The following is a 24,282-nucleotide window of genomic DNA, read 5'->3' on the forward strand; positions in this document are numbered from 1 at the left end:
ATAACCCTGCCAAGGACGGGAGGAATCCTGTCTTTTTTTATTTCCCCCCTAACAATAATGACTCCACTGAATTTATAACGCTTTCGATTTCACGTTCCAAATTATCGATGCAATCATTCATCGTGAAGCTGTTGTAATAACCGTCCTTCCTTTTCTGATACCCACTCAATACATCCGTAACAGAATAAGAATATCCTCTTCTTTCGATGAATTTCCTAATCTTGTAGTGCGACTCATTTTCACTCATACCTTCACCCCTTTACACCAAGAAACGCCAACAACTCCATTCGATGCCTACCAGTGTTAAGTACGCCTTTTACAGCTGATTTCACAAGAAATTCAATTGCTTCCAACTGATCTTTCTCAAAGCCGACGATATGCACTTCCCCGTCAATATCAAGCAATATATTCACATTCGCATCTTCAACGCTAACCTCTTTCATGCAATCCCTCCTAACGTCCGAATATCCCCTGCTGCCGCTGCTCTATCAACCCAAGCTCCGCCTGCTCAATCACCAGTAACGTTATCTCCAACTGCGACCGGCTCAACTCTTCAGCAATTGTGCCTAGCCCTGCACCGTCATTCCACATCGACCGAAATGCCAATAACTCCGACTCTTTAAACGTCCAATCAATGTCCAAGTCATCCAGCAGCATGTGAGTGCGTTCTTTTGCCGCTATCATTCCGGTTCCCTCAATGCATCTTTCGCCAGCCGTTTGATGAGAAGAATATCGTTATGCTTTCCAGTGTTACTCCTCTTTTCAGGCTGCTCCATTTGCATGATTGTTTCTAATACCGCACGCAAGCGATCAATCTGCCATTGCAATTCAGCCCGTTCATTTTCTTTTCTGATGATTTCGCGGCCCGCCCCAACCAAGTTGTCATCCATCACGGAATTGATGCGTTCTAATTCTTCTAATCGCTCGAATTCTTTTACGATAAACGGGATGTCACTGCCTGTTATCGAACCACGTTTAATCCGTTCCAACTGTTCCGCATCCTTCACACCAACACCCCCATCCCTTTCAACTCGTCCGTCAGGGCCATAAACCTCTCCGCATCCCCACAATCCAACGCATGGTCAATCTGCAACAACAGCATGTCCGCGTCAGTGACGTCTGTCTGGATGCTATCGTGACACTCCAAGCTCCTATATTGCTTGTCGGTTAGCCGGAACGCCTCTCTCAATCTTTCTCGAAGCTTGCTGTCATTTTGCAAGTCTGTAAGCGCCGAATTTAACGACATTTGCATCGACGCCATCATCAATTTTTTTATAAAATCGCTGTTATCGCTATGCATCCTAACCCCTCCTCAATTCCTCATGATATATAATCCCATTCCGCCTCTTTGGAAACTCAACCTCATACTGCAAGACAGGCCCGCGAATCACCTTAACAATCCGCCCTGTTAGCCCGACATAGTCTTGCAGATAGTAATAGTCCTCAATCTGACTCTCGTCCACGTTGTCGACAACCTCGACCGTATCGCCAACCTCAAACGCTACTGTTGGTAGTGCATCAAATATCGTGAGTTGCTGCACCATGTCGTTCACTTCTTATCACGTTTTTGGCGAATCTCAACTGTTGGTGAATATAGTCGTCATCAGGACCACCGCCGCCTGTCATCCAGTCACCAATGCGTATACGAATATCTTGCAACACCCAAGCCGGAAGTTGACCGGCAAGAGCGTTGATTTGTTCTAGCGCCGTCATGTTATCACTCCCTATTTCTTGCGGCTCACAATAGGTCCATGAGCCACATTTTTCGTTTATATAGGCGAAAATACTTGAAGTTCGCTCGATTGATAGAACTACGCATTTTGAGTCGTTATGCGTCGCAACTAAGCTGCTGTTTCAATCGTCGCTTTTAACCAATCAATCCATTTACCAAATGCAGAAACAAATGGCGTTTTGTTATAATCACATGCCCATCCAGCGAATCCGATAAATCCATCTGAATTAAAAGTGATCGCTTCACGTCTGCTGAAATAATAACCATCAACTTCAATAGCCGCATATTGTAAACCTGTACGCTTCAAAATCTTTATATCTTTTTTACGAGGTGCAGATAACTTCAGCTCCATATCGCTGTTAAACACTTTAAATTCTTGGGTTAAAAAAATACGGAGCATTTGAATATGTTCTTCGTTTAATTCTTTGTACGAGAAACCAAGTGATTTGAATTTCCCGCGAAACTTTTCTGCCCGAACATATTGCGGTATTTGCCGACTCTGGATTCTTCTTGTCAGCAATCGTTCCGCTGTTATATCGAAAAGTTCAAAGGAAGCAATATTCCTGAAATCAAACCGATTAAGAACTACCCACCACATATTGTTGATATTGTGATAAACTCTTCCCCGTTGTAGCCTACCTTTACGATCCCTGAAATATTTTAATTGACCGTTTCGAATGCGCTTATCATCTTTATCTTTAGAGTTGTATTTCGGAATTTCATAATCTGGTAATTCCTTGCCCTCTTTGTAGTGACAACAAGATTTAATCTCATGCATCACTTTATCCATTGCATATTTGAAACTAGGCTCTCCAATATTTTGAAAACCTTCTTGCTCTATCAACTGACTAATATATTTTTTTGTAATTAAAAATTCACATCGAACCAGATAAGGCATCTTTGCCAATTTATCGAAATCGTAATATCCTCCGTTTCGATTTTCTATGTTCACTTCTTGATAAAACTCAATATTAAATCCTGCCGGATATATTTCAGATTTGAATAATAAATCACCCTTAGCACCTTCCCAATGAGTGTCTGCTAATATTGGATATCGTTCTAGGATTTCCCGATCAGTCTGAATAATGAAACCACGCTGTTTTAACAACTCAAAAATCTTATTCAACAGATCTTTTTTTCCACCATGAACTCCGATGCTCGTGCTTGATGATTCAGCATAATAAGTTTTCTTCATGATTCTTTCCCCTTTCAAGTACTGCACATTTTGTGTCATATATGTCACTTGCTCATCCATCCCATCGCAAACCCCGAAGCCACCAGCAACACGCCAGCCACGACGACTCCGATGTATTCCGAAAATGTTACTACCGTCATTCAATCAACTCCTTAACCCCTGCCGTCATTAGCCCTACGCATAACAGCGATATATCTATGCGTCGTAAAATCATTCGCAAACTTCTTTTTCGGACCATATGACCCGGGATCCAAAGCGAACATTTTCCGCGTCTCCAAATCCTCGCTCATAGATACAAGTTCGAACCCGCGTGATTCAAGTTCCGCGACACGTCTATCGACTACCGCTTTATCTCCACCCGTGACCCTTGTTGTGAAATACTTGCTCATGTTCTCAGCCCCTCTTTGTTATTCCCGCACCCATTCCTTGTTTTTCAAACGAACTACGATCAGTTCCATGCCCGTTTTCATTTCGAATAATTTCCTCCGGAGGGGAAAATCCCTTGTAACAGGCCCTCCCTTAATGTCGATCACCTCAACGAATCCATCAAAGTAAGTTACTCGAAAGTCCGCCGTATAAATAGCCCCTGACTTCCATCGCTCACCTTTCCCCCGACATAAAGTACATTTGATAGGATTACCAGTCTTAGGACTTGGACGATTACCTAAGCCATAGCAACGCTTGCAGGAAACCTTATAAGGTTCGATTATTTGAAACTCTGGTTGCACCTCAATTTGCTTGATAAACTGATCTTTTTTAAGGTGCATATAATAAAGTCCCTCTGTTTTTGAATCAAAATTTATTCCGTCCAGGGTAATAGTTTTCGAGATAAACTCCCTTGATTGTTTCGGTGCCCTCTGTCTGTTTGAAACCCTTTGCGCATTCCTCAAACTGCCACCTCCGACTCAACAACCTCTTCAAGCGTGATTTGAATCCTTTCAAACTCCGCATCTTCGATAGCCTGCTTTACCTTGCAAACCGGCCCATATCCATCATCAATCGACTTCTGCGTTTTCAGCTTCCTGCCACATCGTCCGCATGTCATTCAAATCGCCCTCCCCACTGCTATTCCGTGTTTATTCCGCTGTACAAACGGCTTGTCCACCCGCTCAATCCGCCATCCATCCGACTGCATCTGCTTTAATTCCCTTCTCGTGTAATGCCCATAGGAGTACAGTTGCTGACGACTATCTTTCTTTGTCAATGTCGCCAGCATGAAGCGCATCCTCTTTCGCTAGATTCTCTCTAAGCAGTTGTGTAAAGCATTTTTCACAGAAGCTATGACCCCAAAACCTCGCCAAATCAACCTTACATTCCAAACACGTCTTCCCGTTTGCCAGTTGCATGATTGCGCCCCCTCAGTTTTTAATCAAATCCTCCGATTTCACAAAAACACCATCCACCATCTGACCCGTACGCCCCTTAATCTCGTCGTACGCTTGCTGTAGGCACTCTTCCAACGTCATTCCGTTTTGTTGCGCTAAAATGATTAGTGTTACAACCACATCCCCAATGCCATCACGAAGAGCATCCTTGTCATTTCTCGCTAACGCCGCTGCTACCTCACCGCTTTCTTCCCCAACTTTTAAGTACTGTTTGCTAGATTCAGCCTTGTCCAAGCCTTTATCGATTGACCATTGTTCTACTCGTTCAACTAGTTTTTCCAAATTCACAAGATCTCCTCCACCGCTTCGATTAGTGCTTCCTGGACCGAGTGGAGACGGTAGGTTAACCGGTAAACTCGATCGTGACTCAATCCGTTTTCTCGGATGAAATCCATTTCGCACTTTGTAAAAATACCGTTTTTTCTTTTCCGCGAGTTCTTCGGTATTTGACCAACTTTGTAAGCCGCTAACTCCCTGCGCAATCGACTAACTTCGTGCTGTAGCTTCACATTTTCCTGTTGCCACTTCCATTCGTTATCCATAGTGACCCCTCACTTTTAGGAGAATGATAATTGTGGTTTAGCTGTCGCTAAGTATTCCTTTTCTCACGAAATGATCTCGAAACGATTCTTTGAACTGAGTTTTATGTTGATTTTTGATGTGCGCTTTAAACCAACGTTTGCGTCGTGACTTGCTCACCCTTTTCATTCGATTCGCCCCTTTTCAAAGTTTCATAGATTAAATGGATTAAAATGGTAAGTCGTCATCCGAAACTTCAATCGGTCCACCTTGATTACTAAACGGGTCATTATTCGGCGCGTTGTATGTCGTTTCCGCTCGATTCTGAGCGTTTGATTGATAGTTTGGTGTATTCGTATGCCCAGACTGTTGAGGTGGGGTATTCGAAGCGCTAGGCGCATTTCCTGTATTGCTGTTTTTCGGCTCAAGGAACTGAGTACTATCCGCAACAACTTCTGTCGTATAAACTCTCTTGCCATCCTGCCCCTCGAAACTGCCTGTTTGAATCCGACCATCGACTCCGGCGAGGCTACCCTACCGCAAGAAGTTCGCAATGTTCTCCGCCTGTTTGCGCCAAGCGACACAACTTACGAAGTCCGCTTGCTGCTCTCCCTCGTTTTTAAACGGACGATTGACCGCTAACGTGAAGCGACAGACAGCGATACCGCTAGTTGTATATTTAAGCTCAGGATCTTTCGTGAGCCTGCCGACTAAAACGACACGATTTATCATGGCTTCGCCTCCCATCTATCGACACATGTTTCAACGTAATCAGCTGCCGCTTGGTAAATTTCTTGTTCCGTTTCCTTGGCTAAACGTTCGAGAATTTCTTGTGCCGCTTTCAAGGTTTGCAACTCTTCCCAAGTCATTCCGCCACCTCCAGCAACTCCAGATTCTCAAAAATACTTCCCAAACGAGTATTGCGATTTATTCTATCGTGCACGGTTTCCCAAAACTCACCCTTACCGTTCGTCATTTCGATGGTGCCTTTCTTGTGCCGCACGAATATCGCGACTCTGTATGGGCTTTTTTCGCCCGCCCATCCGTTTTCGATAATGTCACCAAACTTAAACTTTTCGAGTTTCATTACGCCGCCTCCAGCAACCTCTAATTTCCTAATGGGTTTTACCTGTGTTTCGTAAACATAAAAACTTTCGGTCACGCCGTCAGCCCCTTCCTCTCAGCCCAATACCGCTCGGCCTCCTGTATCTGCAATTCCAACGCATCCATCTCGACTTTCAGTTCTGCTTTGCTCTTAACCCGCATAGCTTGTACCAAGTAGATTCCGTTACCACTGTTCATCCATTTAGTCATTCCTGCAACTCCCTTGCCGTTAATATCCAACTGATTCCCGCAACGACGGCGCTGCCTAAAAATGCGATTAGTAGATTCATTCGTCGTCACCACCTTGAAAACTCACAATCTCGTCAAAGTCCACATAGGACTCAGCTGGTAACAGTCCAGCAATCTTTCGGGACGAATAATATCGTTCCACCATCACTTTGCTTTGCTCGCTAATAACAGCGCCCCAATCACCGTCAGTTGTTCGGTAGGCATCACCGACTTTGAACTGTCCAACTTCTCTACCAATCGACTTCCACACCCGACGTTCCTTTTCGGCTTTGATTTCCTCAGGGGTTGCGTGGCGAATTCTGTCCATGCTGAAATTTTGTTTGTATCCGTTATCAGCTAAATAATCGGTATCGACACTCCTTATGCCTACTTTTTCGATTACACCTACCAGCACTTTTCCGGAACCCGGCACCTTTTCAAATGCAATCCAATCGCCACCCTTGTACTCCGGTTCGACTTCGTACCCAATCAACAATGCCCGCGCCAAATCTGAATACATTAAATCTGCTAAAGGTTTGTAGTTGTCGTTAAGCGAATTACGATACTTGCGATTGATTCCAAACCAATTAATAAATTCTTCCCGGTCGTTATCGTTTTCTAATAAATAAACTTCAATCGCATCCGCTTGGGATTGCGAGATTTTTACTTTTCCAATCATTCCGTCATCCCCCTAAAATTCAATATTCCGGATCCGTTTATCTGTCGTATTTTCGAATTTAATCAAGTACGTATCGCGCAATAATCGTGAAACTGTTTTTGCGTCGTACATCTTCGCAAGCGCAGCTCTGCTTAAATTTGTGGTGAAGATTGTGGACTTGTCTTGTCTAGAATCACCAATACTTTTCAAGATTCTAATCGTGTAATTCGATGCGCCGTTGTCAGTGTCGGTTGAACCTGTTTCCGCACCCAAGTCATCGAGCACTAAGTAATCCACACTTGAAAGCAATTGGATAAAATACCGTTCCGTGTACTTGCTTTCACGATTTGAGAAGCTGTCACGGACTCTCGAAAACATTTCATCGATGTCGATGAACAAGCATGTTCTCTGCTTATCATCTGTCTCATTGAGATTCCGAATGATACTCATTGCAAGATGACTCTTCCCAACGCCTGGGTCGCCAATCAGCATAGTGTTAAACACTTTTCCAGAACGATAATGCTTAACCGCTGTTTTCGCGCGTTCCTTGTTTACATGCTCTTCCGACTCCTCGTCACCGATAGCCAGAAAACTTTTGAACGATGCATCGAGTAGGGTTTTGTCCTTCACGAGACTTTGGTTATTTAACACCATGTAATTTTTCCGGTTAGTAGCAAACAGCGCTTTTTCAGTCTCCAGATTTTCAAGTTGCTTGGTGTTTTTGTTGTTCTCGCACATAGGACAAAGGAGCTCGCCATCGAAGAGAATCTTGCGAACTTCTTTTCGCACAGGATTTCCACGAACAAGAGTTTCGTGTTCGTAACAGATTTCAGAAGTTAAGTCCATCCGCGTACTGTTCAATCGGCTCATTACGTCCGCTATGCTTTCCACCAACACTCACTCCCTTCTCGTTCAAGTAAGATTCAAATTTTGTCCCGAACAACGTTTCCGGCCTAAGGAATTTATTCATTTTCGAGTCTGATAGCCATTCAGCCGCTTTGTTGTCGATGACTTGTTTGAAATCATCAAGGGTAAAACCCTCGTTCATGCGAGCTTTAATCAACGATCTGGTTTTTGATGTCGTATCTCGATATCGCGTAATGCATTTTTTATTCAAGTGAGAAATAATTTCAGAGTAAGGAAGAGGTGTGTCGTCCTGATTCGGAGAATCGGACAATATATCTTTATCTTTCTTCTTCTCTTTATCTTTCTCTTTATTAGTTCTCTTTGTATCCATAAGGTATAAATGCTGTATAGATACATCATCAGACTTGATAGATTCAACGTTTGTGAGGTACATGGTTACGAATGGCAAATATTTGACATCCCGTAATTCTTTCTCGACTCGTGTTACAATTTTTGGTGAGTTGTTCCAGTTGTGCTTCGGCCAATTTAATAAAATAATCTCTCTTGTTGGTTCGTTATAATCAATTTTTTCATAATCCTTGAATCTCTGAATCAGTTTTTCAACAGTTTCGCGGTTGTAACCCGTCTCCATTTCAATCACTCTTTTTGGTAGTTCGTAGATGCCTATTTGTGAAGTTTTGCTATTTGTCATCAGGTAGACATAGAAGTATTTTTCTTCTGGTGTTAAATCCAAAACAAAAGCGTCCTGCCAAAAACTTACCTGTACCTGTCTGTATACGCTCACAATCGTTGTCTCCTTTCGTTGATGTAAGAACTATTAAGGCACGTACACAAGCTTCCCTGTTGCCGCCTGCACTGCTCGTTTAAACTCTTCCTCGTCACTGTTGGTGTCCGACAAGTGAAGCAAATGAATCTCTTGGACTCGTGATAGATCGTTAGCTTTAAAGAACTCAAGCAAGTTCTCCAATGAAAAGTGGCTTCCAATAATTCGGTTTGCTAAAAATTCATGAACGCGTCCCGAATTTGTATTTTCATCAAGTATTTTTCTCGAATGGTTACACTCAATCATCAAGTGAGTAAGACCTTTAAACTTGTATTTCACATAGTAAGTGTCAGTAGCGAAAAGTAACTTGCTGCCATTCTCGCTTTGAATAAGAAACCCGTGATTCTCAACATCGTGTTTTACATCGAACGGAAGAATGGTAAACGTACCAACTTCGAATTGCTTCTTATTTTCATACCGTCTAATTCGGTTGTGCTCTATGCCCATCTCGCTTTCAGTTGCCTCTGACATATAAACATCCATCGAAGCGTCCAACGCTCCCTGTACCCCTTTGCAGTGGTCCTTGTGGCTATGACTGATTAAACATGCTGCTATTTTCGAAGTTTCATAGTTTAATGCCCGTTGAATCCTCTTAAACTGGATTCCCAGCTCAATTAAGAGCCGGGTTTCCCCATCATCTATCAGGTAGCAGTTGCCGGTGCTTCCGGTTGCTAAAGTACGTATTTCAATCATTAGAAGCCGGGTCCGTTCGATGTGACTGGTTCTTGTTCGAACATCGTCTGTTGCGCTGGCTCTTCGTACCTCGGTGCTGGTTCCTTTTGAGGGCTTTCGGTAGGCATATCGATAACCTGTGGGTCTGGCTTAATATCCAAATCCTCTGTATTTGCGTTTTGCTGAATTTCATATTCTGGACTAATTTCTTTTCTTTCGTTTTCATACTCGTTTTCAGTCGTGCGATTCACTGCGCCAATGAATAAATCACTGTCATCAGATGTGTTGATGAACGCTTTCGATGCTCTGTTGATGACTGTACGCTTCGCCATTTCCTGCGGGTATTTGTCCTGCACCGCCGTCATAGAAGACTGCGACCACGAGGTTTTGATTTCCGCCATTGTCATGACCGTCAAGAACTGTACTCCGTCCTCGCGTTCGATGATGCAGTAAGCCCCCTCAATGTCTTCCTTCTTGCCTGTTGCCGCTTTCCAATCCACCGAATGCCCTTTAAAAGCTAGTTGCCCGCGTTCGTTGTATTCGACGTCGAATTTTTCGCCATTCCAGATAACGTTAGCCCATACGTCTTTAATGCCGTTCATGCGCTTAATTACCGCTTGTGTTCCGTGGTAGGAACGAACAAATTGCATTTTGTCGCCGTATACAATGAAGTAACCTTGGTTCTTTGCGACGCTTAGTGCTTGTATCGCCATATCTTGCAGTGAGAATGCGACACTGTCGGGTGTTGCTGTGTCAATCAACGCTATCTTCTTTTTGAAATCAACTTCTGTTAACTTGAAATAAGCTGCTTGAACTGCATTGACGATTGAATAATTATTTGGGATGTTGATTTGATTGTTTTCGACCATAGTTTGAACTTTCTTGGCTACCTGAGTTACGATTGCATTTTGCTTATTTGATTCAGCTGGTGCTTGGTTTTGCGTTTGCTGTAGTTGATTAGTCATTTATTTGTCCTCCTGTATTTTCACTAAGTTTTCTTTGCCAAGAAAAAGATAGTCTTCATCGTAAAAATCAGCGTCAATTGCATACTTCATTTCCGGTTCCCGAAAATCGTTTACACTGAAAATAGACCCTTCTCCCATAGGAATGCCGTCATTATTAAGAACTGTCACTCTATCTCTCACCTTTAAAGTCATACAGCACTCTCCTCGTGTAGCATCTGCATACCTTCTTCAATCAACCGTTCCGCGTTGCTTTTTTCGACTCCTTGCTTTTCAACGCGCAACTGCTTGTCCTGCTCCGATACAACGAGACTGACAACCTGTGCATCCATTTCAGTTAAGTGAGTAACCGCCTCGGCGTTATCGATAAAGATCGGCACGCGGAATCCGTAATGATCTGATAGTGTCTGGATGATATCCAAGCCGACATTAATCTTCGCTGCATTGTTAAGGCCAGAACCGTAAGGGACGCCGTTATAAGTCGTTTCGCAAACATCCTCCAAAGTTCCATTCACCAGTCTATTTGTCAGTTTGAATCTAGCAATCTTGAACTTACTGTTGATTTTTTCATCCAACATTTCCACCTTGATGCGTGTAAATTCTTCAATCAGGAACAATTCTTTTTCGACATTCTCAAAGTCTTTCGCAAGCTGCTCCTGTTGCGCTTCGAGTTCGGCAATGCGATTAGTTGATGCTTCGAAATGGGCCTGTTGAGCGATTTGCTGATTAAGTTCATTGCGTTTGGCACGTAGAGTAGCAACTTCGCTTTCGATGCCTGTAACAGCATTTTCAGCATTATCTTGAAGTGATTTAATTTCTTCGTTCAACTGCGCTTGTTCTTCTTTCTTCGCTTGGTATCGAACATCTTGGTATGCGACTTTCACTTCCGCTCTAAGCGCTTCTAGTTCTTCTTCAAGCTTGGTAACGACCTTTTGTTTCACTTCGATATCGGACTGCGCAGAGTCCGTTGTATCAGCCAGCTTCTTGTTCAACTCAAGTAGTTCGTCTTTCTTCTTAGCTCCCGCTTTCCCCAGCTCTCGGATTTCTTCTAGTCTTTGCGACTTTTTAAGATTGAAGGCATTCAACGCTTTTTCTTTTGTCGCTGTCACTTGATCTGCTGGTAAGTCTTGCTCACAAGTCGGGCAGACGCATTCAATCTCGTGAGTGAATTCAGTAGCTTCAAGTGTGTTGTATTCCTCGCGTAAAGGAATAAGTTTCTTTTCGATGGATTCAAATTCTTCGTTATTGCGTTTGACTTGGTGTTCCGAATCTTCTTTTTTGCGTTTGAGAATCAAAATGTTTGATTGCTCTTCTTGAATTTTCACATTGACCTTATTAGCTTTTTCGATTGACTCTGATTCCAGTTCACGTTTAAGTGCTTCGAGATCTAGTCCGACCTGTTGCAATTCCTGTTGCTTACCAACAATCGCAGTGCCATTTTTAATGTTGCTAATTTGCGCTGTGTGACCATCGATTTCCTTTTCAATCCCAGCAATTTCTTTCTCTATAGAAGGAACATCAACATTTCCTTCTGGTAACATGTTGTGAATTTCACTGATACGAGTTGGGATGCTTTTGATTTCATCGTTGATTTTTTTCTTTTTAGCAGCAATAACCTTTTTGTGGTCCTCGATTTTTCTGCCCTGCAAGATGCCAGTCAATTCTTGTAGCGTTTTGTTAGCTGAAATAACCTCTTCGTCTGTTAAGTCGCCTGTAATTTTCAAAAGGAGCTCACGTCGTTCTTCCCATTTACCACCTTTAAAATGCTCATTGAAATAACTAGGTGACGTTAGGAGCCTAAAAACCTCTTCATCAATTAATGCTTCAATCGCTTCGTTATATTTCTTCTCCGGAGTTGGCACTTCATCAATAAAGTACTTGTTTTTGTTACCTTTAAACGTCGCTTCTAATGCGTTCCTCTTTTGAGTCCAATCTTCGTAGTGGATCTTTTTCAAAATTAGAGGTTGTCCATCAACCAAGAATGAAGCTTCGACCTCATGTTCCAGATTGTTCATTTCTTGACCGTCTGGTGTCAGTGTTTTGAGTGAGAACTTCGTTTTGTTTTGGCTATCCTTATTGAACAAAAGCCACAGAAACGCATCGTACACAGTTGTCTTTCCTGTCGCGTTGTCGCCATAGACTTTTGCGTCACCGCCGTTTAACTCGATTTTTAGATCCTTCACGCCTTTGAAATTCCTAAGTGCCAATGCCATCAATTTAATTTCTTTCATTGTTCTTCCTCCAATTCTTCGATTTTTGCTTTTAATTCTTCGATTTCTTCATCTCTTTCGCTTACAATGACTTCCAAATCATTAATCTGCTCATCGAGATTTTCAGCCAACTCTTCGATTTCTTCCGCAACTTCTTCCAAACCATCAAATAAGTTGGGCGAAAGATTGTCACTTTCATCATCAATAAATCGTTCTAATACACTCGCCGCGTCTGTTTTCCTGCCAATAGCTTGTCTACTCAACTTCATTCCTCCTTGTCATTTGAGGGGTTCTGCGCTAAAATGTGAGTAACTATATTTGTCAGAACCCCGAACTCGCTGCTACCAACAGCGGGTTTATTTTGTGCTTTCAACCAATCGAATTGCTTCCAAAAGCGTTTCGACTTTTGCATGCTGAACTTCATAAGAAGCCTTAGCGCGCATCATCTCGTCCACGGAATGTGCTTGCGCGACATCATGAGCTAAGTCGTCCAAAGTTTCCTGTTCAACTCCGTACCACGATGCCAGCTTATTGATTGCTTGTTCCACTTGGCGTCCCCCTTCCATATTCCTTCTCGACCTCTGCCATAGTGATCTCGTGGTGACAATCATCACAGCGTTGCGGGTATCCGTAACCTTCACCCATGTAAACGCCGCAGGTTCCGCATAACGTTCCGTCTATGTGCATGTCTGCTATTTCACCCATCCTTTTCACTCCTCTCTGCGCGTTTCCACCGCGTGCCGATGTAAAACGCGATACATTGTGACAAAACGATTAGCAACATGTCACCTTTTTCCGCTAGCGTTAACACGTCATCATCCTTTCCGATGGTTGAATCCCATCAAGATGACTAGTAACAAGTGCAGTTTTAGCCTCTCGGCCGTTACTAGCCATCTTGATAGGAGCCAAAGCTCCTAACCTGTGTTATAATTAATTCATCGAGAAATCATTTGTCGGCTGACCCCTATGTCAGTCGGCTTTTTTATTTTCGTGACATCAATTCCAGCTTTCTTCATTTTTTCTATAAAAATTGCTAAATCTTCGCGTAACTGCTTTTCTTCCACTCTCATGATTTCCTCCTAGTAAAAGAATTTGATGAAGCCGCCAACGAATTGGGTTAGCGTTTGAGATAGAGCCACTATATCTACACCGTTCACTAGCGATACGCCAGCTTCAATCGGCGTTGTGTTTTGCACTTGTAATCGAGATGACACAACTTGCATCCATTGGATGAAATCATCTAATTTAAGTGCCCTATCGCCGTTTTCTAATTTAGAAACAGTTGGCCTTGAAGTCTGTATTAGTGGAGCTATTTCATCTTGTGTCAAGTCAGCCCTTTTTCTCGTCTCTCGAAGTACCGACCCGTAATCGTAATTCATAACGCCCTTTCACCCCCTCGAATGTTCCATTTTCGAACATGTTCCAAAACGGACCAACATTTCCGATGTGAATCTAGTAATATAATTAATGAAGGAACAAGTTAACTTGCATGGAATGACCCCTCCTTGCAACCTCGCAATTCCTCGCACTGCAATCTCCGTTTATGTAAGGGGCATGCCCGCCCCTTCCTCACTACTCGACCAACTTCAAATGTTGCTGATTGTTCAACGCTTTGATTTCAAGCCGCAAACTTGTATCTGGCTGCCACTCTTGGATAAAGTGCAAAGCTTCGTCGAACCGGACTTTCGGCAACTCTCCGTATCTAGGAATCTCAAAGTATCTTTTAAACTCGTTCCAGAACTGAGAGAAGACCTTTTTACTAATAACCTTATAAGCGTTCGAATCTTTACCACCCAAGAACTCGACAATCTTGCCGCGAGCATTCCGATTGATGCGTTGTTCTTGTGGCCCGTTGATCCGCATGTGGTCTTTCAAGTACTTCACGTCCGTTTCGACGGTTTCGATACGTTCCTCATGTTGAAGTGCTGTTTGTAGAAGTAGTTTTGTGTTGCCTGGTTGTCCAACTTGATATGAACCGGTCTTTCTTATAGAAGGAAGCACTTCATCGAACACCCAAACTTCGAATCTTTCAGCATCTGGTAGTTTCGAATTTGTGATAAGCCTGTACAAATTTCCTTCGCTGATGAACTTCTTTTGTTGTTTACCGCCTGTTGTAAGGACCTCGTGAAACACGACCCCCTCACTCCGGCAGTGCCTGTTGACTGCATCCGACGGATTTGAGTAACCCAGTTTCTTCGCAACGTCATTAGCCGGAAAATGTTCTTTACCTTCAACGGTCAATATTTCTAACCCGCCAAACTTCTCATGATTGAAAATCTGTAATTGGTTCATTAAACATCCCTCCTATTAATAGTTAGTAGATTGGTAACCCTTTTAACTGCACGGCTGATGTTTCAACCATTGAAGCAAATACTCACTAGCTTCTTTTGCCGGAATCACCCACTTGGTGCCAACCTTGTGTCTAGGGAAATCCGGTAAGAAGAAAAATGTTTCTAAAACAAAACTTCTCGACATGCAAGTCTTCTCGCAAAGTGTTTTCAAATCCCAAAAGATAAATTCGGATTCAATGGTTTTCAACTTCGTTTTGATTTCTTCTCTAGCAATCTCGAAAACTTGTTGCTCGTCGATTTGGACTTGAATCATGATTTCGACTCCTTTCTTTTCCTTCACACCCACTAATCAAAGTTCGACGTCATGACGTTGGCCTATTGGCTGTCGCTCGCTCTAATGAGGTCGTGGCGTACTCCGCTCGGTCGAACAAAGATTGCTGGGTGTGAGGTGCTTATTTTTTAAATTACTTGTTTTTCCGATTTACGCACTTCGTGTACTTTATCTTCAAAAAAAATGGTCCACTTGAATTTCAAGACGTCAGCAATACTCACAGCAACACCAACACTCGGGTTTCTTTCACCTTGTTCGTACATAGCGTATGTCGTTCTAGCTATTCCGGACTTCATTGCTACCTGTTCTTGAGTTAACCCGGCTCCGAGACGTTTATCTTTCAACCATTCTCTCATATCTCCACCTCCTTTTTACACGTTCCGTGTAGCTCTTGAAATAAATATACTACACACTATGAGTATAGTCAACTACTAATTACGCATTTCGCGTAAAACTATTGAATACACTAAATGTGTAGCTATAATTACAGTTAGAAGGGGTTGATTATCATGCTTTCAGATAAACTTAGGAAGTTACGCGCAACAACCAACTGCACGCAATCCGAATTCGCTAAAAGGATAGGTGTTGCGAGGACAACATATGCAATGTATGAGCAAGGTCACCGGGAACCGGACTATGAAACACTTCAAAAAATAGCTGACTATCATAACACCACGACTGACTACTTATTAGGATTGACGAATAACCCTAAACAGAGTGATAAAAATGAAAAAGATATAGCTAAGCGTTTAGAAGCCTTTAAAAACGACCTAGTGAATTCCGATGGTCTTAACTTCTCTGGAGAACCAATGAGTGAAGATGCGAAAGAATCCTTAATAGAAGCAATGGAACATATCTTTCGTCAAACACAACGGATTAATAAGAAATATATTCCTGACAAATACAAAAAAGATGATGACTAATATGATATTGGAGTGATCCAGTTGACTTGGATTAAAGCGGTTGTAGAGAACTTAACCAGGCAGTATGGAACTAACGATCCTTTTAAATTAGCATCACTTTTAAATATCCATATAGTTTATTGGGATTTGCATCACGAGATACAAGGTTTTTATAAATACGACCGGAGAAATAAATACATCGTTATTAATAGTAACTTGAGTAGTTGGAAGCAACTATACGTTCTTGCGCACGAACTTGGACATTCGATGATGCATCCGAGGGTGAATACCCCTTTCTTGAGAGAAAAAACATTCCTTTCGGTTGATCGTATAGAAGTTGAGGCGAATACCTTTGCGGTTGAGTTGCTACTACCTGACGAAGCGCTCCATGAATATAAAGACAGTAGTTTATCAATTAGTGAGGTTGCGGGTATACATGGCGTACCGGAAGAGGTTGCACACTTAAAGAATTTACGTAATATTGAATAGAAGCGAGGAGGAGAACAATGAAAAAGAATTTCGCAGTAACCCTATTCTTGGCGGGGAGCTTGGCGCTAACTGCGTGCGGAGATACTGACGCACCGACCCCTTCCCCGGAAAAATCAAAAGAAGTAGAGAAAGTTGCTACTATCACCAAAGAAGAATTCGAGCAATTGGAAAACGGCATGACACTTAAAGAAGTTGAGAAACTGGTGGGTGGAAAAGCCAAAGGTGAGTACAAAAAACCTACCCGTTACCTCTATGACGGCGCGGGTGGCGAAGAGAAAGATTCTGTCATTACCCTAGAATTTGAAAACGAAAAACTGAAAAGCAAATCCGAAGAAGGTTTACTAGTTGACGAAGACAAAGTTGAAACTCCATTAAGTCCGGAAGAAGAAATAATAGCAATGCTAGAAACAAATACTGATTTCCAAACATTCTCCGAAAAATTTTATTCCCTTCCTGGAGAAGAACAAACTGAACTATTTGAGAAAAAAATACAAGGAAAATCCGCATTGAATTGGTCGGGTGTAATCGTCCACAAAGCCGGAGATAATATTTTTATTTATGCAGGAGACCCTTCCTTGCACAACGGCGAAGACTGGAAAACTATCACTCTTGAAAAGCCAGAACTAATGCCATACATTGTCAACGTGTCGATTCCGAATAAAGCTCAAACCGCCGCGGTAAATCCAGGTGATACCGTTTCGGTCACTGGACAGATTGATCTGCAAGGCAGTCAAGAAGAACAATCTGTCTGGAGATTGGAAAAAGGTTTGATACTACCATAATTTTTTACCGCCCTATCCAGGGCTATTCTTTTAACCAGAAAAAGAACATACATTCCATTTTGGAGGGGATTTAATTGGCTTACTTCAGAAAACGCGGCGATTCGTGGGAGTATCGTATAAAGTACAATGATTTAGGAAAACAACGAGAGATATCAAAGGGTGGGTTTAAAACGAAAGCAGCTGCACGTGCCGCCGCTGTGATAATAGAAGAAAAACTGTTGCAGGGTGGTATCGAACGTATCAAGAAAGGTGATGTGCTGTTCGAGAATTGGCTAGATGTACATAACCGTATGAATAGTCAACATAGAAGGGAGTCCAGTAATATAGCCGCCGAAAACGGGCAGAAAAAGTTACTTGCTAGATTTAGCGGGTATAAATTGAATCAGATTAAGCGGTCGGAATATCAATTGTTTATCAACGATTTACTGATTAAACATGATTACGCCAAAAACACTGTGGACCGTATTCACGGCGAAATGATGGCAATAATGAATAGCTCCGTTGAACACGAAGAATTAGAGAAAAATAATTTGAAAGGGATACAAATTTCGAAGGAAGAAGAAGAAAAGATGATGTTTTTGGATAAACAAGAAGCGTTGCGATTATTAAAAGCGATTGAGAACGTAGATATATTTAAACGTATGATGGTAATAACGTTAATCCGAACAGGTATCCGCAGCGGTGAATTGTTGGGCTTATTTTGGTCTGACATCGACTTCGAGAAAAAAACAATCACAATAGACCGGCAACGCACTCGGCTCGGGTTAGGTCCGCCAAAATCAAAATCAAGTTATCGCACGATTAGCATAGATGATGGATTGATAAGTGAATTGAAAATGTATAAAGAGTGGCAAGAAGAGAATAAAAATACGAATCTCTACTATCAAGAGTCAGACTATGTTTTTGTGGACGATAACGGAAAAATGTTTTATCACACCAAGCCACAGGATCTTATGAAGTCCCTCCTCAAACGCGCTGGACTGACAGAAAGGAAATCAACCCACCTGCTCCGCCACACGCACGCCGTCATGATGCTGGAAGCAGGCGTGGACATAAAAACAGTTAGCAATCGATTGGGGCATAAAGATATAGATATTACAGCCAACACTTATCTACACGTTACTCCTGAACACGAAAGAAATGCGCTCGAAAAATTTGAAACCTATCTCAAAATTTGACCTTCAAGGGGCAAAAAAGGGGCAACCTTATGATTACCCCCTCCAAAAGTCAGTACTATCAACGTTTACAAGCGTTCACCCAATAATTACCCGTTCCTTCGGGAAGTGATAATGTGGTTTTCTGGTCTTTCCCCCTAATGTATAGAGGAAGGAAATCAGTCCAACACGTCCAATGAACATCAAAAGCATAATAATCACTTTTCCAGCGACAGATAAATCCGATGTAATTCCAAGAGACATGCCGCATGTCCCAAACGCAGACGTAATTTCAAATAAGAGCGCAACAGCCGATACATCAGGTTCTGTAATGAGCAAAATGAGTAACGCTGTCATCACCATCATGCCAGCAAGGATGATGACCGCATACGAGCGGAAAACATCAATGAGCTTGATTTGCCGATGAAAGACATTAATGACCTCATTGCCACGTGCAAAGTTAATGAGAAACAGGATGGCAATCGCAAAGGTCGTCGTCCGAATTCCGCCTCCAACCGAACTAGGGGATGCCCCTATAAACATCAGTGAGCTGATGAAAATATCCGTGGCTTCACTGAAACTTGTCACATCATGCGTCGTCAATCCAGCAGACCTCGATGACACCGAGTGAAACAGCGAAGCGAACAATTTCTCATGCCAGGCCATTCCTTTAAAAGAATGAAATGATTCCAAAATAAAAATCATGAGGGTCCCCCATAAAAGGAGTAAGCCAAACGTCAATGTCGTAATCTTTGTGAACAAGGAAAAACGAAAATGCGGTACTTTCTTCGAAAAGTAACTCTTCACTTCGATTAACACTGGAAAACCAATAGCCCCAAGGATAATCAATACCATCGTCACCGATTGCACAAAATAATCATTGAAATAAGGGACCATTGACGCACCTGTAATATCAAAGCCGGCGTTGGTCGTCGCTGATACCGCCATAAACGTCCCATTCAGTAGCGCCTCACTAAACGTATCGTAAAACTGTAGCATATACGCGGTTAATAATAAGCTACCGAGAACCTCAATCAAAAAGATGATTTTAACAATCTCCCGGATGAGATGAACGACTCCCGCGAGGCTATATTGATTGTGGTCAACCATAATGAGCTGTCGTTCGCGGAGACCAATTCGCTTTTTAACGATGAGCCAGAAGAAAGTCCCAATGGACATAATGCCGATACCGCCGAACTGTAGGACGACCATAATCATACAAAGTCCAAAAACCGTATAAGTATCCCAGATATTAATTGTTGTCAATCCTGTCACGCTGACTGCGCTGACTGCCGTAAATAAGCTATCGATAAAACTGATATGAACGCCTGGCTTATAAACACCCGGTAAATTCAACAATAAAAAGGAAAAGGCAATCGCTAAAAAATAATAGAAGACGATAATTTGCGCGGGTGTAAACCTACGTAAATTTTCACGCGTAAATCTCATACAAGTCACCGTTCCTTTCACCACTGTAGAGGTGTTGTACCTATTTTAGAGAAGTCATGCTAAAAAGGAAAGGGAGAACACGAAAAAAAGAAAATAGCCGTGCAATATTCGCACGGCTTCTTCATTCTCATCATTTTTTCTTATGGTTATTCCTCACGCCTAACAAATAACCACCAATTGCGATTCCCGCAAGAACAACCCAGAATGTCGTTTTCCACAATGTTGAATGTGGGAAATCTACATCAATAATTTGCAAATTCGGATGTGCCAACGTCAGCACGAGCAATTTGACTCCGACCCAACCAACTATTAAAAAAGCCGCCGTCTCCAATGATGGGAATTTTTCTAATAGCACCACGAATTGACGAGCCGCAAAACGCATAATGACCAATCCGATAATACCACCCAATAGCATAACAATAAACTGTCCACCGTTAATGCCACCAATATGGAAATTACCTAACTCCGGAAGCGTCACTGCAAGTGCAACTGCCGCCAGCATCGAATCAAGCGCAAATGCGATATCTGCAAGCTCTACTTTCAAAACCGTCATCCAAAAGCCCGATTGTTTGCGCGGCTTCGCATCAACATGCTCTTCCTCACCTTTTCGCTGATCCCTAAGACTTTTAATCGAAATAAATAGTAGATACGCTGCACCAAGTGCTTGTATTTGCCAAATATTCACGAGTATCGTAATCATGAACAGTGCTGCAAAACGGAAGACAAATGCACCGAGTAATCCATAAAATAATGCTTTCTTCTGTTGCGGGCGTGGTAAGTGTTTCACCATAACCGCCATGACGACTGCATTATCTGCAGCGAGTAGACCTTCCAGTACAATCAGTACAACAAGTACCCATGCGTATTCCAATAAGATTGCTTCCAAATTCATTCCTCCTAATTTTCCACAAATTAAAAAGACCCTCACCTAATAAAAGGCAAAGGTCTCGCTAAGTCGGAATTCAAATTGATAAAATCCAGCTATCATAACCGATGGCATACGCCATGTATTGACGACTATGAAATAGGTTTCCCTATAGCTACTCCCCTTTGACGTGATGTCAAAAGTTATTAAGTTGTTGGGTACTTTTCATATAGTATACCACTTTCAGCCAACATGTAAACAAAACTTCAACTGATTTTTATATGATATTCAAGATTGTTCTTATTTTGTTCATAAAATCATCAATCGGCTTCGCTGTCACATTCATAGTATAGTCAAGCGGAACGACATTTATGCATACTGATAAAATCGCAGGCAGCCATTGAATACAGTTTCTAAGCAACTTCCCTACTCATTCCTTCGCAACCGCACGTCTTCTCGTTTGACGATCAAACAGACTATAGATAATCGGAACAATGTACAGTGTCAATACGGTTGAACTGACAAGCCCACCGATGACGGCAATCCCCATTGGTTGATTCATTTCCGTTCCTTCGCCTAAACCTAGCGCAAGCGGCAACAAACCTAAAATAGTCGTCAGTGCTGTCATCAAAATTGGACGAACCCGATCCCTCACAGCTGCAATAATCGCATCATATGAACTAAGCCCTGCCTCTTTGCGCTGATTAATATAGTCAACAAGGACAATCCCATTGTTCACGACAATCCCAACGAGAACGAGCACCCCAATAATCGCCGTCACACTAATCGGCGTATTCGTCGCAAATAACCCAGCCGCAACACCTATCACCATGAGTGGTACAGAGAACATAATGACAAATGGATACTTGAATGATTCAAACTGTGCCGCCATAACAATATAGACAAGCACAACTGCAAGCGCTAGCGCCATTAACATATCGTCGATGGCACTCTCAAATAATTCCCTATCCCCGCCAAAGGAGAGCTCAATTTCCTCTGGCATATCTAGCGTATCGATCGCCTGCATGACTTTCGTCGTCATATCACCGAGCGACTTCGACGATGCATACTTCACATTAAATGTTACCGAATGCGCTTGGTCGACACGCTGAATAGACACAGGCCCTTCCGCAATGTCGATATTCGCTACTTCATCGAGAGTGACAAATGTCCCTAATGATGTACGAAGCCTCAAATTCCTTAACTGGTCGATACTGTTGCGGAATTGCTCATCATATTTTACATAAACCGAGAACACTTCGTTTTGTTCACTAATCATCTGCGTCGCAAATGAACCGCGAGTGACATTGTTGACAGTTTGAGCAATTTGGTAAGGCGCTAATCCTTGCCCCGTTGCTTTGTCGCGATCCACTTCAATTTGGATTTCTTCAATCGTATTTTGTAGATTGTTCGTCACTTCCATCACATCATCAAGCGTCATCAGTTCCGTATTTAACCGCGTTACAACTTCATTCAATCGCGCCTCATCCGTATCATTTAATGAAAAGGTCAACGTGTTCGGACTTGAACCTGCTGCCGTTTGCATGACAAAGCCGATTGTCGCATCATCGCCGACTGTCTTCACTACTTTCGGTTGAACTTCATCGACAAATTCAAAAACAGAACGTTCCCGATTAGCTAAGGGCACCAATTTAACGTACACTTCGGCGACATTCGCTTTCGATGCACCTTGTGCCAATCCCTCCTGCGTTCCGCCAACGAGACTCACATAGACATCGATATCTTTTTCCTTCGCTAACTGTGTTTCAATACGCTTGACGACCTCATCTGTAGCGCCTGGGGAAGAACCATTCGGCAACTTCACTGAAATGCTGACAAACCCTTCATCCGTAGCCGGAAGGAATTCCGTCCCTACTTTGAATAACCCAATACCACTCAGCACGAGCAGCGCAATCGTCACTAGCAAGACTAGCGAACGGTATTTCAGCGACCACCTCACAGAGCGTTCAAAGTTGTTCAAGGATTTCGAACGACGTCTGCGGGCTTCCATATTCCCCCTTGGCTTGTTCAACATATGCCCCGCCATCATTGGCACAACTGTCAGCGCAACGACAAGCGATGCAAACAAACTAAACGAAATCGTTAGCGCAAACTCCGTAAAAATTTGCCCAATCAACCCGCTAATGAAAATAACCGGTACAAATACAGCAAGCGTCGTCAACGTCGATGCAATGATCGCACCGCCAACCTCTTTCGTGCCATCAGAAGCCGCCTGCTTAGGGTCTTTCCCCATCCCTAAATGACGTTCAATATTTTCAATCACAACAATGGCATTATCCACGAGCATCCCAATACCAAGTGCCAACGCACCGAGTGTCATGATATTCAGTGAAAAATCTGCAAAGAACATTAGTACAAACGTCACAATCACAGAATAAGGAATCGCGATACCGATAATGATTGGACTTTTAATGCCACGCAGGAAGAAGAACAACACGAGCATCGCAAAAAGTCCACCTAAAATCAGTGACTGCCCGATGTTGCTGATCGCAAGTTTTACATAATCTCCTTGGTCAAAAAGAATATCAGATTCAACGCCTGTAAATTCTTCTTTTTCAAGCAAAGCATCCAGTGCATCTTTAAAGGCCGTCGATACATCAGCTGTATTCGCACCCGATTCCTGCAATACGGACATTAACACAGCCTGTTGGTCATTGGCGCGTGTCTCCGTAGCTGAATCTGCCTCAACAAGCGCTACGTCTGCCACATCACCAATCGTCACCTGCTCCCCCGTTAGTGGATTGACACCAACTGCAACCTGCGCAATCGCATCTGTCGTTGTCAACGTACTGACAATGCGTGTCGTGAGTTGCTTGCCATCCGGCGTCGCAATCGGTTCCCCTGGCATCGATACATTATTCGCTTGAATTGCTTGTACAACGTCCGACTGGGCAAAACCATGCTCCTCAAGTTTTTGCTGGTCAAGCATAATTTGAACTTCTTCAATTAGCTTGCCAGAGACCGTCACACTCGCGACCCCTTTTGTCCGCCGTAATTCTGTCTCCAACTGTTCCGCGATTTTCCGGATGTCTGCCGCTTCTGTCGTTGCCCGCAACGACAATTGAATGACCGGGAACTGCGATGGGTCAAATTTCATAAATCGCGGTTTATTGGCCCCCTCTGGAATAGGCACTTGATCCACCCGTTGCAGTATTTCGAGCTGAACATCATCAATATTCGTCGCCCAGTCAAACATGAGCAAGATGAAGTTCGAGCCTTCCTGTGATGAAGACTGCATCGATTTTAATCCGGGTGCAGTCGACAAACTGTTTTCCAACGGTTTCGTTAGCTTTTCACTGACCTCAGCAGGTGAAGCACCTGGATAATTCGTCACAACGACCGCAACTGGCGGATTCAATTCTGGGATTAGCGTAATAGGAATACGAAAAAACGATACCGCTCCGAGAATAATGACTAAGAACATCGTGACAATGGTAAATACAGGTCTTTTTATTGAAAAGTCACTTACTTTCATAAACACGTCCCCCTCTGTCCAACTACATACGTTTATCATATGCAAAGAACGAGTTGACTTCAAATGTGAGTGTTTTTTATTTAACAGGCCATTAACCATTTACTTGCATAAAATATTGATGCGAATTGCGAACATCTTCGTTTTCACTGAACAATTTGCGGTCTGCTT

At 42.8% G+C, this 24,282-nt stretch carries 38 protein-coding genes and 1 pseudogene; 4 read left to right on the plus strand and 35 right to left on the minus strand.

The features are described 5' to 3' along the window. Window positions 1–37 precede the first annotated feature (37 nt). The 32 genes and pseudogenes from MKY34_RS19735 to MKY34_RS19890 form a co-directional block, all read right to left on the minus strand. Window positions 38–247 (minus strand): hypothetical protein, encoded by a 210-nt coding sequence (locus MKY34_RS19735; protein WP_342512813.1) that lies wholly within the window; start codon window positions 245–247, stop codon window positions 38–40. A 4-nt stretch (window positions 248–251) separates the two neighbouring features. After that, complete coding sequence (locus MKY34_RS19740) at window positions 252–443, minus strand: hypothetical protein (RefSeq protein ID WP_342512814.1); 192 nt, start codon at window positions 441–443, stop codon at window positions 252–254. 10 nt (window positions 444–453) lie between these two features. Beyond that, the gene (locus tag MKY34_RS19745; protein WP_342512815.1) at window positions 454–684 is read right to left on the minus strand and encodes a helix-turn-helix domain containing protein; all 231 of its coding nucleotides are present in this window, start codon (window positions 682–684) and stop codon (window positions 454–456) included. Continuing rightward, window positions 681–1,007, minus strand: a complete 327-nt coding sequence (locus tag MKY34_RS19750; RefSeq protein ID WP_342512816.1) for a hypothetical protein — start codon at window positions 1,005–1,007, stop codon at window positions 681–683. The genes MKY34_RS19745 and MKY34_RS19750 overlap by 4 nt, the downstream gene beginning before the upstream one ends. Next, on the minus strand, window positions 1,004–1,300 hold the full coding sequence (locus tag MKY34_RS19755; protein ID WP_342512817.1) for an IDEAL domain-containing protein: 297 nt from the start codon (window positions 1,298–1,300) through the stop codon (window positions 1,004–1,006). Before MKY34_RS19755 ends, MKY34_RS19750 begins: the two co-directional genes overlap by 4 nt. A gap of 1 nt (window position 1,301) precedes the next feature. Continuing rightward, entirely contained in the window at window positions 1,302–1,544 is a 243-nt protein-coding gene (locus tag MKY34_RS19760; protein ID WP_342512818.1) for a hypothetical protein, read from the minus strand. Then, window positions 1,519–1,713, minus strand: a complete 195-nt coding sequence (locus MKY34_RS19765) for a DUF6877 family protein (protein WP_342512276.1) — start codon at window positions 1,711–1,713, stop codon at window positions 1,519–1,521. Before MKY34_RS19765 ends, MKY34_RS19760 begins: the two co-directional genes overlap by 26 nt. A gap of 128 nt (window positions 1,714–1,841) precedes the next feature. Beyond that, window positions 1,842–2,927 carry a hypothetical protein gene (locus tag MKY34_RS19770; protein ID WP_342512819.1) on the minus strand — a complete coding sequence of 362 codons (1,086 nt, stop codon included), beginning with the start codon at window positions 2,925–2,927 and terminating at the stop codon, window positions 1,842–1,844. Between the two features lie 152 nt (window positions 2,928–3,079). Further along, entirely contained in the window at window positions 3,080–3,316 is a 237-nt protein-coding gene (locus MKY34_RS19775; protein WP_342512820.1) for a hypothetical protein, read from the minus strand. Between the two features lie 18 nt (window positions 3,317–3,334). Further along, on the minus strand, window positions 3,335–3,817 hold the full coding sequence (locus MKY34_RS19780; protein ID WP_342512821.1) for a DUF1064 domain-containing protein: 483 nt from the start codon (window positions 3,815–3,817) through the stop codon (window positions 3,335–3,337). Continuing rightward, on the minus strand, window positions 3,814–3,972 hold the full coding sequence (locus MKY34_RS19785) for a DUF6011 domain-containing protein (protein WP_342512822.1): 159 nt from the start codon (window positions 3,970–3,972) through the stop codon (window positions 3,814–3,816). Before MKY34_RS19785 ends, MKY34_RS19780 begins: the two co-directional genes overlap by 4 nt. Beyond that, window positions 3,973–4,143, minus strand: coding sequence for a hypothetical protein (locus MKY34_RS19790; RefSeq protein ID WP_342512823.1), 171 nt, complete (start codon window positions 4,141–4,143; stop codon window positions 3,973–3,975). Between the two features lie 142 nt (window positions 4,144–4,285). Next, window positions 4,286–4,594, minus strand: a complete 309-nt coding sequence (locus tag MKY34_RS19795) for a MazG-like family protein (protein WP_342515313.1) — start codon at window positions 4,592–4,594, stop codon at window positions 4,286–4,288. Between the two features lie 2 nt (window positions 4,595–4,596). Continuing rightward, window positions 4,597–4,854, minus strand: coding sequence for a hypothetical protein (locus tag MKY34_RS19800; RefSeq protein WP_342512824.1), 258 nt, complete (start codon window positions 4,852–4,854; stop codon window positions 4,597–4,599). 205 nt (window positions 4,855–5,059) lie between these two features. Next, window positions 5,060–5,563, minus strand: a pseudogene (gene ssb, locus MKY34_RS19805) (single-stranded DNA-binding protein). Next, window positions 5,560–5,700, minus strand: coding sequence for a hypothetical protein (locus MKY34_RS19810; protein ID WP_342512825.1), 141 nt, complete (start codon window positions 5,698–5,700; stop codon window positions 5,560–5,562). The pseudogene ssb and the gene MKY34_RS19810 overlap by 4 nt, the downstream one beginning before the upstream one ends. Then, window positions 5,697–5,993, minus strand: a complete 297-nt coding sequence (locus MKY34_RS19815; protein WP_342512826.1) for a hypothetical protein — start codon at window positions 5,991–5,993, stop codon at window positions 5,697–5,699. Before MKY34_RS19815 ends, MKY34_RS19810 begins: the two co-directional genes overlap by 4 nt. Then, on the minus strand, window positions 5,990–6,145 hold the full coding sequence (locus MKY34_RS19820) for a pilus assembly protein PilO (RefSeq protein WP_342512827.1): 156 nt from the start codon (window positions 6,143–6,145) through the stop codon (window positions 5,990–5,992). The genes MKY34_RS19815 and MKY34_RS19820 overlap by 4 nt, the downstream gene beginning before the upstream one ends. A 76-nt stretch (window positions 6,146–6,221) precedes the next feature. Continuing rightward, window positions 6,222–6,842: a hypothetical protein gene (locus tag MKY34_RS19825; RefSeq protein ID WP_342512828.1), complete on the minus strand. Its 621-nt coding sequence runs from the start codon at window positions 6,840–6,842 to the stop codon at window positions 6,222–6,224. A gap of 12 nt (window positions 6,843–6,854) precedes the next feature. Next, on the minus strand, window positions 6,855–7,712 hold the full coding sequence (locus MKY34_RS19830) for an ATP-binding protein (RefSeq protein WP_342512829.1): 858 nt from the start codon (window positions 7,710–7,712) through the stop codon (window positions 6,855–6,857). Then, window positions 7,651–8,472 carry a conserved phage C-terminal domain-containing protein gene (locus MKY34_RS19835; protein ID WP_342512830.1) on the minus strand — a complete coding sequence of 274 codons (822 nt, stop codon included), beginning with the start codon at window positions 8,470–8,472 and terminating at the stop codon, window positions 7,651–7,653. The genes MKY34_RS19830 and MKY34_RS19835 overlap by 62 nt, the downstream gene beginning before the upstream one ends. A 33-nt stretch (window positions 8,473–8,505) precedes the next feature. Further along, window positions 8,506–9,204: an MBL fold metallo-hydrolase gene (locus tag MKY34_RS19840; RefSeq protein ID WP_342512831.1), complete on the minus strand. Its 699-nt coding sequence runs from the start codon at window positions 9,202–9,204 to the stop codon at window positions 8,506–8,508. Beyond that, entirely contained in the window at window positions 9,204–10,148 is a 945-nt protein-coding gene (locus tag MKY34_RS19845) for a RecT family recombinase (RefSeq protein ID WP_342512832.1), read from the minus strand. The genes MKY34_RS19840 and MKY34_RS19845 overlap by 1 nt, the downstream gene beginning before the upstream one ends. Further along, window positions 10,149–10,340: a hypothetical protein gene (locus MKY34_RS19850; RefSeq protein WP_342512833.1), complete on the minus strand. Its 192-nt coding sequence runs from the start codon at window positions 10,338–10,340 to the stop codon at window positions 10,149–10,151. Beyond that, entirely contained in the window at window positions 10,337–12,376 is a 2,040-nt protein-coding gene (locus tag MKY34_RS19855; RefSeq protein ID WP_342512834.1) for a hypothetical protein, read from the minus strand. Before MKY34_RS19855 ends, MKY34_RS19850 begins: the two co-directional genes overlap by 4 nt. Beyond that, a complete protein-coding gene (locus tag MKY34_RS19860) occupies window positions 12,373–12,618 on the minus strand; it encodes a hypothetical protein (protein WP_342512835.1) in 246 nt (81 codons plus the stop codon). The genes MKY34_RS19855 and MKY34_RS19860 overlap by 4 nt, the downstream gene beginning before the upstream one ends. Before the next feature lie 93 nt (window positions 12,619–12,711). Then, window positions 12,712–12,903: a hypothetical protein gene (locus MKY34_RS19865; RefSeq protein WP_342512836.1), complete on the minus strand. Its 192-nt coding sequence runs from the start codon at window positions 12,901–12,903 to the stop codon at window positions 12,712–12,714. A gap of 387 nt (window positions 12,904–13,290) precedes the next feature. Further along, window positions 13,291–13,425, minus strand: coding sequence for a hypothetical protein (locus tag MKY34_RS19870; protein WP_342512837.1), 135 nt, complete (start codon window positions 13,423–13,425; stop codon window positions 13,291–13,293). Window positions 13,426–13,434: 9 nt separating this feature from the next. Continuing rightward, window positions 13,435–13,734 carry a helix-turn-helix transcriptional regulator gene (locus MKY34_RS19875; protein WP_342512838.1) on the minus strand — a complete coding sequence of 100 codons (300 nt, stop codon included), beginning with the start codon at window positions 13,732–13,734 and terminating at the stop codon, window positions 13,435–13,437. Between the two features lie 193 nt (window positions 13,735–13,927). Then, the gene (locus tag MKY34_RS19880) at window positions 13,928–14,647 is read right to left on the minus strand and encodes an ORF6C domain-containing protein (protein WP_342512839.1); all 720 of its coding nucleotides are present in this window, start codon (window positions 14,645–14,647) and stop codon (window positions 13,928–13,930) included. Window positions 14,648–14,689: 42 nt separating this feature from the next. Beyond that, window positions 14,690–14,959 carry a group-specific protein gene (locus tag MKY34_RS19885; protein WP_342512840.1) on the minus strand — a complete coding sequence of 90 codons (270 nt, stop codon included), beginning with the start codon at window positions 14,957–14,959 and terminating at the stop codon, window positions 14,690–14,692. Window positions 14,960–15,105: 146 nt separating this feature from the next. After that, window positions 15,106–15,333: a helix-turn-helix transcriptional regulator gene (locus tag MKY34_RS19890; RefSeq protein ID WP_342512841.1), complete on the minus strand. Its 228-nt coding sequence runs from the start codon at window positions 15,331–15,333 to the stop codon at window positions 15,106–15,108. Between the two features lie 153 nt (window positions 15,334–15,486). Here MKY34_RS19890 and MKY34_RS19895 point away from each other — a divergent pair, with 153 nt between their 5' ends. The 4 genes from MKY34_RS19895 to MKY34_RS19910 all read left to right on the plus strand — a co-directional run bounded on the left by MKY34_RS19895 (window position 15,487) and on the right by MKY34_RS19910 (window position 18,328). Then, window positions 15,487–15,900 carry a helix-turn-helix domain-containing protein gene (locus tag MKY34_RS19895; RefSeq protein ID WP_342512842.1) on the plus strand — a complete coding sequence of 138 codons (414 nt, stop codon included), beginning with the start codon at window positions 15,487–15,489 and terminating at the stop codon, window positions 15,898–15,900. Window positions 15,901–15,921: 21 nt separating this feature from the next. Then, window positions 15,922–16,368, plus strand: coding sequence for an ImmA/IrrE family metallo-endopeptidase (locus tag MKY34_RS19900; RefSeq protein ID WP_342512843.1), 447 nt, complete (start codon window positions 15,922–15,924; stop codon window positions 16,366–16,368). Window positions 16,369–16,385: 17 nt separating this feature from the next. After that, entirely contained in the window at window positions 16,386–17,150 is a 765-nt protein-coding gene (locus MKY34_RS19905) for a hypothetical protein (protein WP_342512844.1), read from the plus strand. Between the two features lie 74 nt (window positions 17,151–17,224). Further along, window positions 17,225–18,328: a site-specific integrase gene (locus tag MKY34_RS19910; RefSeq protein WP_342512845.1), complete on the plus strand. Its 1,104-nt coding sequence runs from the start codon at window positions 17,225–17,227 to the stop codon at window positions 18,326–18,328. Window positions 18,329–18,403: 75 nt separating this feature from the next. Here MKY34_RS19910 and MKY34_RS19915 read toward each other — a convergent pair whose 3' ends face one another. The 3 genes from MKY34_RS19915 to MKY34_RS19925 all read right to left on the minus strand — a co-directional run bounded on the left by MKY34_RS19915 (window position 18,404) and on the right by MKY34_RS19925 (window position 24,114). After that, window positions 18,404–19,753: a potassium transporter TrkG gene (locus MKY34_RS19915; protein ID WP_342512846.1), complete on the minus strand. Its 1,350-nt coding sequence runs from the start codon at window positions 19,751–19,753 to the stop codon at window positions 18,404–18,406. 130 nt (window positions 19,754–19,883) lie between these two features. Beyond that, window positions 19,884–20,639 (minus strand): TerC family protein, encoded by a 756-nt coding sequence (locus MKY34_RS19920; RefSeq protein ID WP_342512847.1) that lies wholly within the window; start codon window positions 20,637–20,639, stop codon window positions 19,884–19,886. A gap of 409 nt (window positions 20,640–21,048) precedes the next feature. Next, the gene (locus MKY34_RS19925; protein ID WP_342512848.1) at window positions 21,049–24,114 is read right to left on the minus strand and encodes an efflux RND transporter permease subunit; all 3,066 of its coding nucleotides are present in this window, start codon (window positions 24,112–24,114) and stop codon (window positions 21,049–21,051) included. Window positions 24,115–24,282: the final 168 nt, after the last annotated feature.

Origin of the sequence: Sporosarcina sp. FSL K6-1522 (assembly GCF_038622445.1) — a bacterium.
Lineage (GTDB): Bacteria > Bacillota > Bacilli > Bacillales_A > Planococcaceae > Sporosarcina.

Excerpts from the sequence above, each read along its gene's own strand:
- MKY34_RS19735 (WP_342512813.1), bottom strand. The coding sequence starts at position 247 with ATGAGTGAAAATGAGTCGCACTACAAGATTAGGAAATTCATCGAAAGA.
- MKY34_RS19740 (WP_342512814.1), bottom strand. The coding sequence starts at position 443 with ATGAAAGAGGTTAGCGTTGAAGATGCGAATGTGAATATATTGCTTGAT.
- MKY34_RS19745 (WP_342512815.1), bottom strand. The coding sequence starts at position 684 with ATGATAGCGGCAAAAGAACGCACTCACATGCTGCTGGATGACTTGGAC.
- MKY34_RS19755 (WP_342512817.1), bottom strand. The coding sequence starts at position 1,300 with ATGCATAGCGATAACAGCGATTTTATAAAAAAATTGATGATGGCGTCG.
- MKY34_RS19760 (WP_342512818.1), bottom strand. The coding sequence starts at position 1,544 with ATGGTGCAGCAACTCACGATATTTGATGCACTACCAACAGTAGCGTTT.
- MKY34_RS19765 (WP_342512276.1), bottom strand. The coding sequence starts at position 1,713 with ATGACGGCGCTAGAACAAATCAACGCTCTTGCCGGTCAACTTCCGGCT.
- MKY34_RS19770 (WP_342512819.1), bottom strand. The coding sequence starts at position 2,927 with ATGAAGAAAACTTATTATGCTGAATCATCAAGCACGAGCATCGGAGTT.
- MKY34_RS19775 (WP_342512820.1), bottom strand. The coding sequence starts at position 3,316 with ATGAGCAAGTATTTCACAACAAGGGTCACGGGTGGAGATAAAGCGGTA.
- MKY34_RS19785 (WP_342512822.1), bottom strand. The coding sequence starts at position 3,972 with ATGACATGCGGACGATGTGGCAGGAAGCTGAAAACGCAGAAGTCGATT.
- MKY34_RS19790 (WP_342512823.1), bottom strand. The coding sequence starts at position 4,143 with ATGCTGGCGACATTGACAAAGAAAGATAGTCGTCAGCAACTGTACTCC.
- MKY34_RS19800 (WP_342512824.1), bottom strand. The coding sequence starts at position 4,854 with ATGGATAACGAATGGAAGTGGCAACAGGAAAATGTGAAGCTACAGCAC.
- MKY34_RS19810 (WP_342512825.1), bottom strand. The coding sequence starts at position 5,700 with ATGACTTGGGAAGAGTTGCAAACCTTGAAAGCGGCACAAGAAATTCTC.
- MKY34_RS19820 (WP_342512827.1), bottom strand. The coding sequence starts at position 6,145 with ATGACTAAATGGATGAACAGTGGTAACGGAATCTACTTGGTACAAGCT.
- MKY34_RS19825 (WP_342512828.1), bottom strand. The coding sequence starts at position 6,842 with ATGATTGGAAAAGTAAAAATCTCGCAATCCCAAGCGGATGCGATTGAA.
- MKY34_RS19840 (WP_342512831.1), bottom strand. The coding sequence starts at position 9,204 with ATGATTGAAATACGTACTTTAGCAACCGGAAGCACCGGCAACTGCTAC.
- MKY34_RS19845 (WP_342512832.1), bottom strand. The coding sequence starts at position 10,148 with ATGACTAATCAACTACAGCAAACGCAAAACCAAGCACCAGCTGAATCA.
- MKY34_RS19850 (WP_342512833.1), bottom strand. The coding sequence starts at position 10,340 with ATGACTTTAAAGGTGAGAGATAGAGTGACAGTTCTTAATAATGACGGC.
- MKY34_RS19855 (WP_342512834.1), bottom strand. The coding sequence starts at position 12,376 with ATGAAAGAAATTAAATTGATGGCATTGGCACTTAGGAATTTCAAAGGC.
- MKY34_RS19870 (WP_342512837.1), bottom strand. The coding sequence starts at position 13,425 with ATGAGAGTGGAAGAAAAGCAGTTACGCGAAGATTTAGCAATTTTTATA.
- MKY34_RS19875 (WP_342512838.1), bottom strand. The coding sequence starts at position 13,734 with ATGAATTACGATTACGGGTCGGTACTTCGAGAGACGAGAAAAAGGGCT.
- MKY34_RS19880 (WP_342512839.1), bottom strand. The coding sequence starts at position 14,647 with ATGAACCAATTACAGATTTTCAATCATGAGAAGTTTGGCGGGTTAGAA.
- MKY34_RS19885 (WP_342512840.1), bottom strand. The coding sequence starts at position 14,959 with ATGATTCAAGTCCAAATCGACGAGCAACAAGTTTTCGAGATTGCTAGA.
- MKY34_RS19890 (WP_342512841.1), bottom strand. The coding sequence starts at position 15,333 with ATGAGAGAATGGTTGAAAGATAAACGTCTCGGAGCCGGGTTAACTCAA.
- MKY34_RS19895 (WP_342512842.1), top strand. The coding sequence starts at position 15,487 with ATGCTTTCAGATAAACTTAGGAAGTTACGCGCAACAACCAACTGCACG.
- MKY34_RS19905 (WP_342512844.1), top strand. The coding sequence starts at position 16,386 with ATGAAAAAGAATTTCGCAGTAACCCTATTCTTGGCGGGGAGCTTGGCG.
- MKY34_RS19915 (WP_342512846.1), bottom strand. The coding sequence starts at position 19,753 with ATGAGATTTACGCGTGAAAATTTACGTAGGTTTACACCCGCGCAAATT.
- MKY34_RS19925 (WP_342512848.1), bottom strand. The coding sequence starts at position 24,114 with ATGAAAGTAAGTGACTTTTCAATAAAAAGACCTGTATTTACCATTGTC.